This is a genomic window from Luteococcus sediminum (assembly GCF_054783495.1).
Genome location: NZ_BAAGQL010000008.1, coordinates 70,334 through 86,638, shown reverse-complemented (window position 1 = coordinate 86,638; position 16,305 = coordinate 70,334). Strand labels below are relative to the sequence as shown.

Sequence of the window (16,305 nt, the reverse complement as noted above, 5' to 3'; positions counted from 1 at the left end):
CGATGGCAACGCTCGGCGTGCAGATGATGATGCTGAAGGACAAGGTCTCCGAGATGGGCATGTGGCCCGTGCTCGAGAAGATCGCGGAGCTGGACCTGAAGGCCGTGGAGGTCTCGCAGATCCCGATGGACGAGGCCAACACCGCCGCGCTGGAGCGGGGCGTCAAGGAGCTCGGCATCGAGGTGGGTGCCCTCTCGGTGGGCCTGCACCCCGGCCCGATGCCGATGGACACCCTGGCCGAGGACTTCGACAAGATCGTTGCCGACTGCCGGCGTCTCGACTGCCGCTTCCTGCGTATCGGCATGATGCCCTTCACCGCGATGGTCTCCAAGCAGGCCTGTGAGCAGTGGGCGGCGGAGGTGCAGCCCTACGCGGCCCGGCTGAAGGCCGAGGGGATCGCGCTGTGCTACCACAACCACCACGTCGACCTGGCCAAGTTCGACGGGGAGCGCATGTTCGACATCGTGCGTCGCGTCGCCCCCGACCTGGGCTTCGAGGTGGACCTGCACTGGGTGCAGCGCGGCGGCATGGCCCCGCTCGACATGCTCAAGGCCTACTCGGGCGTGTGCAAGCTGATCCATGTCAAGGACTACCGGGTCGGTGCCCTGCCCCAGGAGGCCCTCGACCTGATGACGGCCGGCGAGATGAAGAAGGGCTATGACATGTTCGTCAACATCATCGAGTTCGCCGAGGTGGGCCAGGGCAACATGAACTGGCCCGAGCTGCTGCCCGCCAGCCTGGAGGCCGGTGCTGAGTACTTCTTCATCGAGCAGGACCTCACCTACGGCCGCGATCCCTTCGACTGCCTGGCCGACTCGCGGAAGTACCTGGAGGGGATCGGGTACTGAGCATCCCCTCGACGGGCTCGGGCGTCATGAGGACACGGGTGCCGAGCCTGTCGAGGCGCCGGGCGGCCACCAGGGAATGATCTCGGAAGATCCGGTCCCCTGGGGGGACCGGATCTTCCGAGATCTTCTCGTGCACCCCTGCGGTGGCACTCAGGCTGGGGTGATGAAGGCGCGCAGCACCTGGCCGAGCAGCTGCGCGGTGCGTCCCGAACCGGGCTCGGCGCCGGCGACCAGCTGGTCGAGGCTGGTCTGGTCGTGGACGGCGTGCAGCAGGCTCAGTGCCTCGTCGATCCCGACGGTCAGGCGCAGCCCGGCCGCCGCCAGTCCGTCCTCGATCAAGGTGGCGAAGAGCGGGGTGATCCGGGCCTGGTAGGCGGTGAAGGCCTCCCGCAGGGCGGGCTCGCGGGCGGCATAGAGGCGCAGCTCGCTGGTGACCAGCACGTCGTCGGCGCCCTGACCGCTGACGGCGACGAAAACCTCGAGCGCGTCATTGATGCGGCGCTCGAGCTCGTGGTCGTGGTCCATCCGCGCCACTGCCTCGCGCGCGGCGGCCAGGTGGCGCTGGCACTGGGCGTCGAGCAGGGCGATGCACAGCGCATCCTTGCTCTCGAAGTTGGAGTAGAAGGCCCCGCGGGTGAAGCCAGCCGCCTCGCAGATCTCCTCGACGCTGGCGCCGAGCACCCCCTTGCGCGCGATGACGCCGACGGCGGCCTCGATCAGGCGACTGCGGGTGGCCTCTCGGCGGGCCGATCGAGGGCCCTCCGGGCTGTGGGTGGTCACGAGGTCCCCCTTCGGGTGCGGGTCCGGGATCGGACTTTGGATACAGTACCGTATCGAGTACAGTGCCGTATCGGATACGGATGTGTATCCATCCGTGCACCATCCCGGGAGCAAGATGTCCTCCTTCCTGTACCGGCTCGGCCGCGCCTGCCACCGCCACGCCCGGCGCGTGATCGCCATCTGGCTGGCGGTGCTGGCACTGTGCAGCGCACTGGCCGGGCTCTCGGGAGCCCAGTACAGCGACGAGTTCACCATCCCCGGCGCCCCCTCCCAGGTGGCCCTCGACCAGCTGCGCCTCACCTTCCCCGAAGCCGCCGCCCTCACCGCCGAGGCGATCGTCGTCATGCCCCCCGGAGGATCGGTCGACCAGACCGAGACCAGGCGCGAGATCCAGCAGGTCGTCGACGAGATGGCCAAGGACCCGCTGGTCACCAGCGTCGCCGACCCCTATGCCGAGATCCCCACCGGCATGATCAGCAAGGACCGCCGCGCCGCCCTCATCCAGCTCCAGCTCCGCGGCGAGATGCAGGACCTCACCGACGCCGACCGCGGCCGGCTCGTCGCCCTCGCCGAGAAGGCCGAATCCGAACTCCCGCAGGGAAGCCAGGTCTCCATGGGCGGCCAGGCCTTCAGCATCGAGGTGCCCGGCATGAGCATCACCGAGGTGCTCGGCGTCCTGATCGCCCTCGTGGTGCTCTTCGTCACCCTCGGCTCGCTGCTGGCCGCCGGCCTGCCCCTGGTCACCGCCGTCATCGGCGTCGCCCTCTCGCTCTTCCTGCTCACCATCAGCGCCGGACTGGCCAAGGTCAGCTCCACCACCCCGATGCTCGCCGTCATGCTCGGCCTGGCCGTCGGCATCGACTACGCCCTGTTCATCCTCAGCCGCCACCGCGAACAGCTGCGCCCCCAGGACGGCGCCGCCCCGATGGACGTCGAGGAGTCCACCGCCCGCGCCGTGGCCACCAGCGGCTCGGCCGTCGTCTTCGCCGGGCTGACCGTCTGCATCGCCCTGGTCGGGCTGGCGCTGGCCAACATCCCCTTCCTCACGGTGATGGGCGTCTTCGCCGCCATCGCCGTCGCCCTGGCCGTGGTCATCGCCCTCACCCTGCTGCCCGCGCTCATGGGACTGATGGGGGAGCGGCTGCGGCCCCGCCCCCGCAAGGCCCGCCCGACCGTGCGCCGCAGCATCTACCAGCGCTGGGTGGCTGCCGCGACCAGGCTGCCGGCCCTGACCGTCGCCGTCATCGTCCTGCTGCTGGGAGCCCTCAGCCTGCCCGCCGCCAACCTGCAGATGAGCCTGCCCAATGCCGGCCAGCAAGAGGAGCACAAACCCGCCCGCACCACCTATGACCTGATCGGCGAACACTTCGGCGTCGGCTACAACGGCCCACTGATCGTCACCGCCGACATCCTGGGCAGCAACGACCCGATGGGCGTGATGAAACGGCTCCAGGCCGACATCGAGGACACCCCCGGCGTCGCCAGCGTCCTGATCGCCACCCCCAACCGCAATGCCGACACCGGCTTCGTGCAGGTGGTGCCCACCACCGCCCCCGAGGACCCCGCCACCGCAGACCTCGTGCAGCGCCTGGTCGACCAGCACGACGCCTGGGCCGACGAACTCGACACCGAGACCGCCGTCACCGGCTCCACCGCCATCCAGATCGACGTCTCCCAGCGCCTGGCCCGCGCCCTGCTGCCCTTCGGCATCTTCGTCGTCGGCCTGTCCACGGTGCTGCTGATGATGGTCTTCCGCTCCGTCTGGGTGCCGCTCAAGGCGACGCTCGGCTACGCCCTGAGCGTCGGTGCGGCCTTCGGCGCCACCCAGCTGGTCTTCAACGAGGGCATCGGCGCCGCCATCATCAACCTGGAGCGCCCCGCCCCGATCATCAGCTTCATGCCGATCATCATCATGGGCATCCTGTTCGGCCTGGCCATGGACTATGAGGTCTTCCTGGTCAGCCGGATGCGCGAGGACTACGTCCACTCGCTGCGCGCGCACCCCGAGGCCGCCGAGAACCGTGCCCTGCGCGACCGCCTGGCCCGCCAGGCCGTGCACACCGGCTTCGCCAACTCCGCCGTCGTGGTCACCGCCGCCGCCGTCATCATGTTCAGCGTCTTCGCCTTCTTCGTCCCCGAAGGAATGGGACCGATCAAGCAGATCGCCTTCGGCCTGGCCGTCGGCGTGGCCGTCGACGCCTTCATCGTGCGGATGACCCTGGTGCCCGCCGTGCTGCAGCTGCTCGGCTCTCGCGCCTGGTGGCTGCCCGGCTGGCTCGACCGGCTGCTGCCCGTGCTCGACGTCGAGGGCGAGGGCCTGCACCGCGAACTCGAACTCGCCGACTGGCCCACGCCCCCCGGCCCCGGCGGCACCCACCCCGAGGCCCTGCACACCGAACAGCTCGCCGTCGACGGGATCTTCGGGCCGGTCAGCCTGCACCTGGAGCCCGGCCAGGTGGCCGTCGTCCAGGGCGACGACTACCCCCGGCGGGCCCTGCTGCTGGCGCTGGCCGGACGGCTGGAGGCCAGCTCCGGACGGGCCCGCGTCGCCGGCTGGCTGCTGCCCGAACGCGCCGCCGACGTGCGCCAGGCCACCGCCGTGCTGGACGCCACCAACCGCTCCGGACTGTCCCACGACCTGCCCGCAGCACTGGCCCGTCACCCGCGCCTGGTGCTCGTCGACGACGCCGACCGGCTCGCCGGCCCCGACCTGGAGGCCCTGCGTCGCACCATCGCCGCCGGCGACGCCCCCGCCTTCGTGCTCGGCGTCCACGACCGGGAGGCCATCGCCAGCTGGCAACCCGACCGCACGATCCTGCTGCGCGACGGCCGCACCGGATCCCCGGACCCCGTCCCGCGCCATGCCCTGGCCGGCACCAGCACCGACGTGACCACCATCCACGAGAGCCTGTGAGAACCGCCATGACCCCCTCCCTCTTCCACGTGGAGCACACCGGATCGCGCCGCCCACTGGCCGGCTGGAAACTGCTGGCCCTGGTGCTCGTTCCCGTCCTGCTCGCCGGCCTGCTGCTCGGCGCCGCCCACGGCCGCGACGACCGGCTCGGCCAGGTCACCGCCGCCGTCGTCAACAGCGACAAGGCCGTCGAGGTCAACGGCCAGCCGGTGCCGCTCGGCCGCCAGCTCGCCGCCGAGATCGTCGCCAAGCCCGCCAAGAACATCACCTGGAAGCTCAGCGACCCCGCCGACGCCGCGGCCGGCCTGGCCAGCGGCGAGTACGCGGCCGTCGTCACCATCCCCGAAGGCTTCTCCAGGGCGGCCACCAGCGTCAGCGACGCCGACAACGCCCAGCAGGCCACCATCGACGTCCAGACCTCCCCGGCCTCGCCCGTCGAGGACGCCCAGATCGCCCGGCAGGTGGCCCAGCTCGCCGCCCAGTCCACCAATGCCATGCTGACCAGCGGCTACCTCGACAAGATCTACGTCGGCTTCAACCAGATGGGCCAGCAGGTCACCACCATCGGCAAGGGCGCCGGACAGCTCGCCGACGGCGCCGAGGAGCTGGCAGACGGAGCCGACAAGGCCGCCACAGGCGTCGGGGAGCTCGGCCGCGGCATGGGCGAACTCGACCGCAACGGCACCGCACTGGTCACCGGCGGCGACAAGCTCGCCAGCGGTGCCTCCGAACTCGCCGGCGGCATCACCCAGTACACCGACGGCACCGGCAAGGTCGTCGACGGGATCGGCCAGCTCGCCGGCGGCATCAACCAGCTCGAGTCCGGCCTCGCCCGGGCCGGCGCCAGCGGCGACCTCGCCCAGCTGGGTCAGCTCAAGACCGGCGCCGCCCAGGTGGCCGGCGGGGCCACCGGGCTCTCCACGGGCCTCGACACCTACCACCGCCAGCTCGTCGCCTGGCGCGACGGAACCGCCGCCGTCCCGCCGCAGGTGCTGCAGGCCTACAGCCAGCAGTTCGGAGGCCAGTGCGCCGCCCAGGTGGCCCAGGCCATGCGCGGCATCGACACCGGCGCCGTCGACGCCCAGCAGACCGAGCTCGTCGCCCAGCTCGGCCGGGCCCTCGACCAGATGCCCGCCGAGGTGCAGCTGACCCCGGAACAGAAGAAGGCCGTGCTGGAGGCCGCCCAGACCCCCGTCGCCGAGCAGCTCGACCAGCTCGTCAACGACCCGGAACTGACCCGCGAGATCGCCCAGACCGTCTGCCCCCGCGTGCAGGAGGCCGCCCAGCCCGTCTTCACCGGCGGCTTCCGGGCTGGGGCCGGCACCGCCGCCGCAGCCCTCGACACCAAGGACGCCAAGACCGGCCAGAGCCTGCGCTCCGGCGCCGCCGCGCTGGCCGCGGGTGCCGGCCAGCTCTCCGGCGGGATCACCACCCTGGTCGACGAACTGCCCAAGCAGATCGCCGCCCAGACCGCGCAGCTGAAGGCCGGCGTCACGAAGCTGTCCGACGGCGCCGACACCTTGGCCAGCCAGTCACAGCAACTCAAGAGCGGCGGTGCCGAACTGTCGTCGGGCGCCTGGACGCTCGCCAGCGGACTCGACGAGTACACCTCCGGAGTCGCCAAGTACACCGACGGCGTCAGCCAGGCCAACCAAGGCGTGCAGAGCCTCGCCGGAGGGCTCGGACAGCTCGCCGCCGGCACCGACCAGCTCGCCACCGGCACCCGCACCTTCGCGCAGAAGGTGAGCGACGGTGCCAGCCAGGTGCCCAGCTACTCCCAGAAGCAGCGCGAGACGCTGTCGAAGGTCGTCGCCACCCCGGTGGCCAGCGATTCAGGGATCGTCGCCACCCCGCTCAGCCAGCTCACCAGCCTGCTGCTGGTGCTCGCCGCCTGGCTCGGCTCGATCGCCACCTGGCTGCTCGTGCGGCCCGTCGCCTCCCGCGTGCTGACCAGCTCGCGGCCCAGCTGGCAGCTCGCCGCCGCCACCATGCTGCCCGGCGCGATCGTCGCCCTGGCCCAGGGCGTGCTGCTCGGCGTGCTCGGCGCCGTGGTGCTCGACCTCGGGCTCGGCCGGGGCCTGGCCCTGACCGGCTTCCTGGTACTGATCGGCCTGACCTTCACCGCCGTGAACCATGCGCTGGCCGCCTGGCTCGGCGGGATCGGCCGCGGCATCGCGATCGTCCTGGCCACCGTCACCGGCGCCGTCGGCATGGTCTCCGCCGTGCCGGGCTGGTTCTCGGCGGTGCACGGCGCCAGCCCCCTGGCCCCGGCCCTCGACGGGGTGCGGGCCGTGGTGGCCGACGCCCCGGTCGGCGTCGGACCCGTCGGAAGCCTGCTGCTGCTGTGGATGGTGGCCGTGTGCGTGGGCCTGCTGGCCGTCGTGCGCCGCCGCCGCCTCACCCCCGCCCGCTACCGCCGAGGGGCCGGGCGCGCCCAGTAGGCACCGTTGCACGTGAAACCTGACGCCACGCGCGCCGGCGATGGGATTCTGGCAGACCATGACTCCCATCCCGGCCATCCCCGAGGACCTGTGTGCCGTCCTGGGGCTCCGCCTGGCCGCCCAGCACCTCGACCGTCCCGCCCCTGACGTCGCCACCGTGGTGCGCGACTCGCTCGCCGTCCAGGCGCAGGACCCGCCGCTGTCGCGCTGGTCGCTGGGGGTGCGTGCCGGGGCGGACGAGTCTGCGGTGCGGGCAGCGATCGACTCCGGCCAGGTGCTGCGCACCCATGTGCTGCGCCCCACCTGGCATTACGTGCACCGCGAGGACATCCGCTGGCTGCTCGAGCTCACCGGTCCCAGGATCATCACCGGCAACCGGGCACGCCAGCGGCAGCTGGGCATCGACGAGGAGCTCTGGGCCCAGACCCAGGAGGTGCTGCGCCGAGCGCTGGCCGACGGACCCCTGACCCGGCGCCAGGTGCAGCCCGTGCTGCCGGTGCCCGCCTCGTCACCGCAGCCGAACCAGACCGTCGCCCACCAGCTGATGATGGCCGAGGCCAGCGCCCTGGTCTGCTCGGGCCCGCTGGCCGGTGACGAGCACACCTATGTGCTGCTCGATGACGTGGTTCCTCCCTCACCGCCCCTGCCCCGCCAGGAGGCCGCCACCCGCCTGGTGCACCGCTTCGTCGCTGGCCACGGCCCCACGAGCCTGCGCGACCTGCAGCGCTGGAGCAACATCACCCGCACCGAGGCGCGCGCGGCCTGGCCAGCGGCGGCTTCGAGACCGGCACCGTGGACGGCGTGGAGCTGTGGCGGCAGCCGGATGCCCCGATGCCAGGGCTGGACGGGGTTCACCTGCTGCCCACCTTCGACGAGGCGTGGCTCTGCCATGACCACCCTCGCTTCCCCCGGCTTCCGGGGCACCGGTTGGGTGAGCTGCACCTGAGCGCGGCAGAGGCCGGCTGGGGCCTGCTGATCCGTGACGGGCTGGACATCGGCAGCTTCCGTCGGCGGGTGGTGACCCGCGCCGGGAGCCGTCGGGTGACCGTGGAGTTCACGCTCGCCGAGGGTGTGGCCGTGGACCCGGCGCTGGAGGCGGCCCAGGATCGGATGCTGGCCTTCTTCGGCGCCGCGGCGCACTGAGATAGGCCACGGCGTGCAGAGATTGCAGCACATACGGCCACGGATGACATTTGAACGTGTCGTGCGCCGTGACAGCCGCATTCTCAGCAGCGGGAGCGCGGCGCAGGGCAGGATGGGACCATGCCCGAAGGTGATTCCGTCGCCCGCTCCTGCGCCAAGTTGCACACCGCGCTGGCCGGCCAGGTCCTGACGCGTGCCGAGCTGCGGGTCCCCGCCGCGGCCACCGCAGACCTCGCCGGCCGGAGCGTGCTCGAGGTGGTGCCCCGCGGCAAGCACCAGCTCACCCGCATCGAGGGTGGCTGGACCATCCACACCCACCTCAGGATGGACGGCACCTGGCGCATCGTGGGGGCCGATGACCGCACCCCCGGCCCCGCCCACCAGGTGCGGGCCCTGCTGGTCACCGAGACCCACCAAGCGGCGGGCCTGCGGCTCGGGCTGGTGGAACTGGTGCGCACCGACCACGAGCACGAGGTGATTGGCCACCTGGGCCCAGACCTGCTCGGCCCCGACTGGGACGAGGAGCTGGCCGTCGCCAACCTGCTGCGCGAGCCCGGCCGCACCATCGGCGAGGCATTGCTCGACCAGCGCAACCTGGCCGGCATCGGCACCATCTACCGGGCCGAGAGCCTCTTCCACCAGCGGGTGAACCCACGCACCCCGGTCGGTCAGGTGGGCGACCTGCTGGGTGTGGTGCGCACCGCGCAGCGGCTGCTGGAGGCCAGCAAGGTCACTCGCGTCCCCACCGCCTCGAACCGGGACGGCCGCTGGGTCTACAACCGCGCCGGCAAGCCCTGCCCCCGCTGCCGCAGCCGGATCCAGTGCGAGGAATACGGTCCGCTCACCCAGGAACGCCTGAGCTGGTGGTGCCCCAGGTGCCAGCCGTTGGTCTGAACCTCACCCGGCGTCGCGCACGATCATCGCCACCGAGACCCGGTTGTCAACTCCCAGCTTGGTGAAGGTGCTGGTCAGGTGGGCCTTCACGGAGGCCAGGCTGAGGTTCATCCGCGTCGAGATCTGGCTGTTGGTCAGGCCCTCGGCCACCAGCGCCGCCACCTCGCGCTCACGGCTGGTGAGCCGGGCCATCGCCTGCTGGGCGGCCACCGTCGCGGCACCCGGACCGCTGGACTCAGTGGCCACCGTGACCAGGGTGCGGGTGACCTCGGGCGAGAGCACCGTCTGGCCCTGCTGGACGCGACGGATGGCCTCGAGCAGCTCGGCAGGGTCGGCGTCCTTGAGCAGGAAGCCGTCGGCCCCCAGCCGCAGGGCCCGCACCACGTAGTCGTCGGTGTTGAAAGTGGTCAGCATCAGCACCCGCGGGCGCCCGGGCAGGTGGGCCAGCGCCTCCATGGTCGCCAGGCCGTCGGTCCCGGCCATCCGGATGTCGAGCAGGATGACGTCGACCGGCTCGTCGGCCAGCAGGCGCAGGGCCTCGCCGCCGTCGCCCGCCTGCCAGGCCACCTCCATGTCGGGCTCGCCGCGCAAGATGTAGCCCAACCCGGTGCGGACCATCGGGTCGTCGTCGACCAGTGCGATCCTCAGGCGCTGCTCCTGCTGTCTCATGCGGTCTCCTGGTGGGGTGTGGCCAGTGGCACCCTGGCTTCCAGCACGAATTGTGCCCCGTCGCTGCCGTGGACCAGCTCACCACCGAGCTGTTCGACGCGTTCGGCCACCCCCACCAGGCCGAGGCCGGAACCTGAGCGGTCGGGGGCGGCGAGGTCGGCCAGCGGGTTGGCCACGCGCAGCCGCAGCCAGCCGTCACGCTGTTGCACCTGCACGACGGTGGGGGCGCCGGGGGCATGACGTCGGGCATTGGTGATGCCCTCCTGGATGATGCGAAAGGCGTTGCGGGAAACGGGTTCGGGGATCTCCACGAGGGGAGCGTCCACCTCGAGGTGCACCTGCTGCCCGGCCTCGGCGGCCTCGGCGACGAGGCACCGGAGCCCGGTGAGGGTGGGCTGGGGCGGTTCGGGGGAGTCCTGGCTGCCCCGCAGGGTGGCGAGCATGCTGCGCAGCTCCACCAGCGAGGCCTTGGCATTGGTCTGGATCAGGCCGGCGAGTTCGGCGCTCTCGGCGTCGGACTCGCGCAGCCGGTGGGAGAGCGCGCCGGAGTGCAGGGCGACGAGCGAGATGCGGTGGGCCACCACGTCGTGCATCTCGCGGGCGATGCGTTCCCGCTCGGCCAGGCGTGCCTGCTCCAGGCGTGCCTCGAAGCTCTCCTGCCGGGCGGTGCTGGCGACGGCCCGGGCGGCCTCGGCCTGGCGGGTGGCCTGGCGCAGCCAGCCGACCAAGGTCGCCACCCCGATGCCGATGCACGAGATGGTCACCTCCACCCAGGCCGCCTGACCGGGTGGCTGGCCCAGTGCCGCCCACAGCGGCACCCCCAGCACCTTGGCAGCGCACAGCAGGGCGGCGGTGGCCAGTCCGACGGGGCGGCGGCGGGTGCGGGCCAGCTCCTCCTGCGCCACCAGCGCGGCGCCGAAGACGGCGGCGCTGACGGGCCAGAGCGCCGCCATCGCTGCCAGGACGAGTGGGTGCCGGCGCATCGGGAGGGCCACCAGCAGCAGCGAGGCCAGCGCCCCGCCCATCAGCGGGGTGACCAACCACGGATCCAGGTGCCCGCGCGCCCGGGGGGCCAGCAGCGGTGACAGGTAGTAGGCGGTACCCAGCAGGGCCACCAGCCACTGCAGCCCGGTCAGTCGTCGAGCGGGTGCGGTGGCGGGGGAGGAGTCGTCGGGCACCCCTCCAGTCTCACAGCCACCGGGTGCACTGCCCAGATGGCCGATGGGCCAGCCGGGCAGCCGATGGGCCAGCTGCCGGTCCCCGAAGGACTATGCGACGGCGGCCTTCTGCCCGAGGCGGCGACCCGGCCGGCTGGCGTGGGCTGGACCCATGATCGAGATCGAGAACCTCACCAAGCGCTTCGGCGCAGTACAGGCGCTGCAGGGGGTGTCCTTCGACGTCCCCGCGGGCCGCATCGTCGGCTTCCTCGGCCCCAACGGGGCCGGCAAGTCCACCTGCCTGCGCATCCTGGCCGGGCTGGTGCACGCCGATGCCGGGACGGCCACCGTCACCGGCCACCCCTACCGTGACCTGCCCTGCCCCGGAGCCACGCTCGGCGTGCTGCTGGGCACCGAGTCCTTCCACCCCGGCCGCACCGGCCTGGAGACGCTGCGGCTGTCCGCCCTGGCCCAGGGGCTTTCCGGGGATCGCGTCGCGCAGGTGCTCGACGAGGTGGGGCTGACGACGGCAGAGGCCCGTCGCCGCGTCGGGCAGTACTCGCTGGGCATGCGCCAGCGCCTCGGCATCGCCCGGGCGCTGCTGGCCGACCCGTCGGCCCTGGTGCTCGACGAGCCCACCAATGGGCTCGACCCGCAGGGCCAGCGTTGGCTCGCCGAACTCTTGCGCTCCCGGGCACAGCGGGGTTGTGCGGTGCTGCTGAGCAGCCACCAGCTGCACGACGTCTCCCGCCTGGCCCAGACCGTCGTGATGATCGGCGACGGGCAGGTGCTGGCCACCTCGGCCGTCGCCGACGTGCCCGACCTGGAGGAGCAGTACTTCCGCCTCACCTCGGGTGCAGATCGTGCGCCCAACAACCCCCAGCAGCCCGCCCCGACCATGGGAGCAGTCCGATGACCATCATGGAATCCCGCCCATACACCGATCCCGCCGTCCACCAGGCCGGCCCCAGCCTGGGACGGGCCGTGCTCGTCGAGGCGCGCACCCTGACCGGCACCCGCAGCCAGCGGGCCGTGGCGGCGGGGGGTCTGTTCGCCATGGCGGCCTTCGCCGGTGGCCGGGCCCTGCAGCCGCTGGCCGAGACCACCACGAGCCAGCTGGTGGCGATGGCCTGCGGCCCGGCGGGCTGGATGATGCTGGTGCTGGCGGTGCTGCTGGTCAGCCAGGAGTTCAGCCACGGCACGATCGAGCAGTCGCTGCTGGCCGACCCCGACCGCTCGCGCCTGGTGCTGGCCAAGGCGCTGGCGGTGCTGGCCGCCGACGCTGTCGCCTTCCTGGTGGCGGTGCTGATGGGGGCGGGGGCTGCCCTGGTGGCCCCGCTGCTGACCGGAGCTCCGGTTCTCTGGCGCTGGGATGCCGGCCAGCTGGCCCTGGCGGCTGGGAGTCTGGTCTTCACGAGCCTCGCGGCACTGGCCTGGGCCCTGGTCTCGCGCAGTGCCCCGGCCCCGATCATGGTGCTGCTGCTGTGGCCGACGATCGCCCTGTTGCTCTCTGCGGTCTCGTCGCAGGTAGCGGCGGTGCTCGGCTGGGTGAACCTGGATGCCGTCTGGGTGCTGGCCGACCCGACGCCCGGGGCGTGGGCGAGGCTGGCAAGCTCGATGCTCGTGTGGATTGTCCTTCCCGCCGGCCTGGGTGCCTGGCGGCTCGTCAAGGGGGACCTGTGACGGGACGGACGAGGACCGTGCTGCTGGCACTCGGGTCGGGACTGTTGGCCCTGGTGCTGCTGGGCTTCGGGGCCTGGCACTGGTACACCGCCCCGGCGGGCGAGGCGCAGGCCGTCGAGCTGGCCGATGCCGAGCTGCCCAGCCGGTTCACCGATGCCACCGTGCTGGCCGTGGGGGAGGCGACCCATGGCACCGCGGAGTTCCGCGAGGCGTGGACGCTGGTGGCCCTGAAGTCCGCCGACAAGGGCTTCACGACGATCGCGCTGGAGGACAATGCCGGCTCGGTGAGCCAGGTGGACGCCTGGCTGCAGGGCGGGCCCGGCACCGCCGAACAGGCCGCGCAGCGGATGGGTTTCGCGCTCAACCGCACCGAGCAGAGCGCCGCCATGCTCACCCGCCTGCGGGAGTGGAATGCCAAGCATCCCAAGGATCCGGTGCGGCTCTACGGGCTCGACATCCAGCGCGCCGGCGAGGACCGCGACCTGGCCCTGGCCTGGCTGCGCTCGACCGATCCCGCCGCGGCGGCGAAGCTCGCCCCTGCCCTGGCCCGGATCACCCGGGACACGGCCTGGGAACAGGACCGGGCCACGGCGGCGGAGCCTGCGGCCAAGCAGCTGGCCGAGGCCGTCGAGCGGGCGGCCGCGGGGCGCACCGACGACGCGACGCTGCGGGCCCGCCTGTCGGCCCGGGCCCTGGTGCAGGGCATGCAGCGCGGGGCGCAGGGCATCGGCTCCTATGACCGGGACCGGGCACTGCACCAGAACCTGCGCTTCCTGGTGGAGGAGCGAGCACGGGTTGGGGGCAAGCACACCCTGCTGCTGGCCCACAACGGTCACGTCGACCGGGCAGGGCTGGCCAGCATGGCTGCGGGATCGAAGCTGGGTGTCTGGAATGCCAAGACCTGGGGCCAGGACTACCGGGTGATCGGGACGCAGTCCCACCGGACCCGGCTCGACGATGACGGCAGCGACTTCTCCTTCGACGTCTCCTCGCCGTCACGCAGGATCTTCACCGGGACCCGGATCGGCTTCCTGGACCTGGCTGAGGCGACGCCGGTGAACCGTCGGGTGCTGGGGCGTCGCCAGCCGATGGCCTCGGCCGGTTCCCCCTTCGCCGCCTACCAGGCCTGGATCCCCTTCCTGCACGAGGTGCAACTGGTGCCCGCCGAGGCCTGGGATGCGCTGGTGCACGTGGAGGACAGTCATCCCACGGTGCCGTTGGGGCAGTGATGCCGGATTGGGTCTGGTGGCCTGGAGGTGACGGGCTGGGGGCTGGGGGCTGACGCGCTACGTGGGGCCAGGAAGCCGAGCGCGGGCCTGTTCACCTGCACCACACCTGTGCGAAACCTGAACGTCGGCTGAATGTGATGGGATGACGCCCATGCCTATCCTTCACACCGTCCGACTCGCGGTCGCTGCGATCGGTTCCGCCGCCCTGCTGCTCCCCCTGGCGCCCGCCCAGGCGGCCCCGGCCGAGCAGCCCGCCCCCTCCCAGAAGCGGGCCGCAGCCACCACCCGCACCACCGTCCCCACCCTCGACGCCCGCGCCCAGCTGAGCGCCGACTTCATGGCCAAGGGTCCCGCCTCGGGCGCCAAGGTGAAGGAGGCCAATGGCCGCAAGGGCCCCTTCCCCGGCCAAGTGATCCCCGGTTTCTCTGCCATGGCAGAGATCGGCGACGGCACCTTCTGGGCGATGCCTGACAACGGCTTCGGCGCCAAGGCCAATTCCGACGACTTCCTGCTGCGCATCTACCAGGTGGACCCGCAGTGGGAGACCGCCAAGGGCGGCAAGGGCCAGATCAAGGTGGTCAAGCACATCCAGCTGCGTGACCCCAACCACAATGCCGGCTTCGAGATCCTCAACGAGCACACCAAGAAGCGCCACCTGACCGGCGCCGACTTCGACATCGAGTCGCTGGTGGTGGCCCGTGACGGCTCCTTCTGGATCGGCGAGGAGTTCGGCCCCTACCTGCTGCACTTCAGCGCCGACGGCGTGCTGCTGCAGGCCCCGGTGCCGATGCCCGCGCCCGGCAAGGCCTCCGGCGCCGGCGTCGAGCAGGTCAAGAGCCCCAGCAACCCGCACCTGGCCCAGGGCGAGAAGCCCACCCTGCGCAATTCCAAGGGCTTCGAGGCGATGGCCGCCAGCAAGAATGGCCGCTACCTGTACCCGATCCTCGAGGGCTATCTGGACGGTGCCGACAAGCGCACCCGCGTCATCAGCCAGTTCGACACCCGCACCAACCGCTACACCGGACGCACCTGGAACTACCAGGCCGACACCGACGACAACCTGGTCGGCGACGCCTTCATGACCGACGGCAAGAAGATGCTGGTGGTGGAGCGCGACGACTTCTGGGGTCCCAAGAGCGTCACCAAGCGCATCTACGAGGTGGACCTGACCAAGGCCGAGGCCGACGGCCACCTGCGCAAGAAGCTCGTCGTCGACCTGCTGCGCGTGGACAATCCCGCCGGCATCGGCACCAGCACCCACCCCGGCTACGGCATCGGCGAGACCTTCCAGCTGCCCGTGCAGAGCTTCGAGACCGTCGTGCGGCTCAAGGACGGTCGCCTGCTGGTCGCCAATGACAACAACTACCCCGGCAATGACGCGCGCGTCCCCGGCACCCCCGACGACACCGAGATGGCTGTCATCAGCCTGCCGAAGAAGCGGGTGACGGCCAGCGATCCGGAGCACATCGTCTTCGCCCACCGCGGCGCCTCCGGCCACCGTCCCGAGCACACCCTGGCCGCCTACCAGGAGGCGATCAACCAGTGCGCCGACTACATCGAGCCGGACCTGGTGAGCACCAAGGACGGTGTGCTGGTCGACCGTCACGAGAACGAGATCAGCGGCACCACCGACGTGGCCGACCGCCCCGAGTTCGCCGACCGCAAGGCCACCAAGACCATCGACGGCGCCGAGCTGACCGGCTGGTTCACCGAGGACTTCACCCTGGCCGAGCTGCGCATGCTGCGCGCCAAGGAGCGCCTGCCCGAGCTGCGTCCGGAGAACACGAAGTTCGACGGCCTGTACCAGGTGCCGACCTTCGACGAGGTGCTCGACCTGGCCCGTCGTTCGAAGACCTGCGACGGCAAGCCGGTGGGCGTGATCCCCGAGATCAAGCACGGCAGCTACTTCGATTCCATTGGCCTGAGCCAGGAGGAGGGCACCGTCGCCACGCTGGAAGCCAATGGCCTGGGCAAGAAGAACTCGCCGGTGGTGATCCAGAGCTTCGAGATGGGCAACCTGCAGCAGCTCAACCAGATGACCAAGGTGCAACTGGTGCAGCTGATGGACTGCTCGGGTGCCCCGGCCGATCTGGCCGCCAAGGGCAGCACCACCACCTACGCCGACATGCTCACCCCCGCCGGCATGAAGAAGGTGGCGAAGTATGCCGACAGTGTCGGCCTGTGCAAGAACCTGATGATCGCGCGCGAGAAGGACGGCTCGCTGGGCAAGCCCACCGGCGCCATCGACAATGCCCACGCCGCGGGCCTCGAGGTGACCGGCTGGACCTTCCGCGCCGAGAACTCCTTCCTGCCGAAGGACTTCCGCAGCTCTGGGGATCCCGCCGAAACCGGTGACATGAAGGGGGAGGTCAAGGCCTTCCTCGCCGCCGGCATGGACCACGTCTTCAGCGACCAGCCCGACCTGGCCCACCAGGCCGTGCAGGAGCATCGCGCCGGCAAGTGACGATGCGCGGCCCGTGGGCCGCACCGGAGACAGCGACGCGGGGCGTCCGGCACCACGTGGTGCCGGACGCCCCGCGTCGCGTT

At 71.5% G+C, this 16,305-nt stretch carries 13 protein-coding genes; 10 read left to right on the top strand and 3 right to left on the bottom strand.

All coding sequences use genetic code 11. The annotated features are described in order from the left end of the window. The first annotated feature begins 2 nt into the window (after positions 1-2). Entirely contained in the window at positions 3-848 is an 846-nt protein-coding gene (locus tag ACYVKA_RS05405) for a sugar phosphate isomerase/epimerase family protein (RefSeq protein WP_460703628.1), read from the top strand. A gap of 150 nt (positions 849-998) precedes the next feature. Here ACYVKA_RS05405 and ACYVKA_RS05400 read toward each other — a convergent pair whose 3' ends face one another. Then, complete coding sequence (locus ACYVKA_RS05400) at positions 999-1,628, bottom strand: TetR/AcrR family transcriptional regulator (RefSeq protein ID WP_460703626.1); 630 nt, start codon at positions 1,626-1,628, stop codon at positions 999-1,001. 115 nt (positions 1,629-1,743) lie between these two features. Here ACYVKA_RS05400 and ACYVKA_RS05395 point away from each other — a divergent pair, with 115 nt between their 5' ends. The 5 genes from ACYVKA_RS05395 to ACYVKA_RS05375 all read left to right on the top strand — a co-directional run bounded on the left by ACYVKA_RS05395 (position 1,744) and on the right by ACYVKA_RS05375 (position 9,020). Further along, entirely contained in the window at positions 1,744-4,542 is a 2,799-nt protein-coding gene (locus ACYVKA_RS05395) for an MMPL family transporter (RefSeq protein ID WP_460703624.1), read from the top strand. Positions 4,543-4,550: 8 nt separating this feature from the next. Beyond that, positions 4,551-6,983: a YhgE/Pip domain-containing protein gene (locus ACYVKA_RS05390; RefSeq protein ID WP_460703622.1), complete on the top strand. Its 2,433-nt coding sequence runs from the start codon at positions 4,551-4,553 to the stop codon at positions 6,981-6,983. A gap of 58 nt (positions 6,984-7,041) precedes the next feature. Next, on the top strand, positions 7,042-7,929 hold the full coding sequence (locus tag ACYVKA_RS05385) for a winged helix DNA-binding domain-containing protein (protein ID WP_460703620.1): 888 nt from the start codon (positions 7,042-7,044) through the stop codon (positions 7,927-7,929). Next, positions 7,911-8,126, top strand: a complete 216-nt coding sequence (locus tag ACYVKA_RS05380) for a hypothetical protein (RefSeq protein WP_460703618.1) — start codon at positions 7,911-7,913, stop codon at positions 8,124-8,126. The genes ACYVKA_RS05385 and ACYVKA_RS05380 overlap by 19 nt, the downstream gene beginning before the upstream one ends. A 120-nt stretch (positions 8,127-8,246) precedes the next feature. Beyond that, positions 8,247-9,020: a DNA-formamidopyrimidine glycosylase family protein gene (locus ACYVKA_RS05375; protein ID WP_460703616.1), complete on the top strand. Its 774-nt coding sequence runs from the start codon at positions 8,247-8,249 to the stop codon at positions 9,018-9,020. Positions 9,021-9,023: 3 nt separating this feature from the next. Here ACYVKA_RS05375 and ACYVKA_RS05370 read toward each other — a convergent pair whose 3' ends face one another. Together ACYVKA_RS05370 and ACYVKA_RS05365 are read right to left on the bottom strand one after the other, a co-directional pair. Then, a complete protein-coding gene (locus ACYVKA_RS05370) occupies positions 9,024-9,689 on the bottom strand; it encodes a response regulator (protein ID WP_460703614.1) in 666 nt (221 codons plus the stop codon). Then, entirely contained in the window at positions 9,686-10,867 is a 1,182-nt protein-coding gene (locus ACYVKA_RS05365) for a sensor histidine kinase (protein WP_460703612.1), read from the bottom strand. Before ACYVKA_RS05365 ends, ACYVKA_RS05370 begins: the two co-directional genes overlap by 4 nt. 151 nt (positions 10,868-11,018) lie before the next feature. Here ACYVKA_RS05365 and ACYVKA_RS05360 point away from each other — a divergent pair, with 151 nt between their 5' ends. From ACYVKA_RS05360 to ACYVKA_RS05345, 4 genes are all read left to right on the top strand, one after another. Next, a complete protein-coding gene (locus ACYVKA_RS05360) occupies positions 11,019-11,762 on the top strand; it encodes an ABC transporter ATP-binding protein (RefSeq protein WP_460703610.1) in 744 nt (247 codons plus the stop codon). After that, positions 11,759-12,529 carry a hypothetical protein gene (locus ACYVKA_RS05355; protein WP_460703608.1) on the top strand — a complete coding sequence of 257 codons (771 nt, stop codon included), beginning with the start codon at positions 11,759-11,761 and terminating at the stop codon, positions 12,527-12,529. The genes ACYVKA_RS05360 and ACYVKA_RS05355 overlap by 4 nt, the downstream gene beginning before the upstream one ends. Before the next feature lie 17 nt (positions 12,530-12,546). Then, positions 12,547-13,758 (top strand): erythromycin esterase family protein, encoded by a 1,212-nt coding sequence (locus ACYVKA_RS05350; RefSeq protein WP_460703606.1) that lies wholly within the window; start codon positions 12,547-12,549, stop codon positions 13,756-13,758. Positions 13,759-13,909: 151 nt separating this feature from the next. Continuing rightward, positions 13,910-16,222: an esterase-like activity of phytase family protein gene (locus ACYVKA_RS05345; protein WP_460703604.1), complete on the top strand. Its 2,313-nt coding sequence runs from the start codon at positions 13,910-13,912 to the stop codon at positions 16,220-16,222. Positions 16,223-16,305 lie beyond the last annotated feature (83 nt).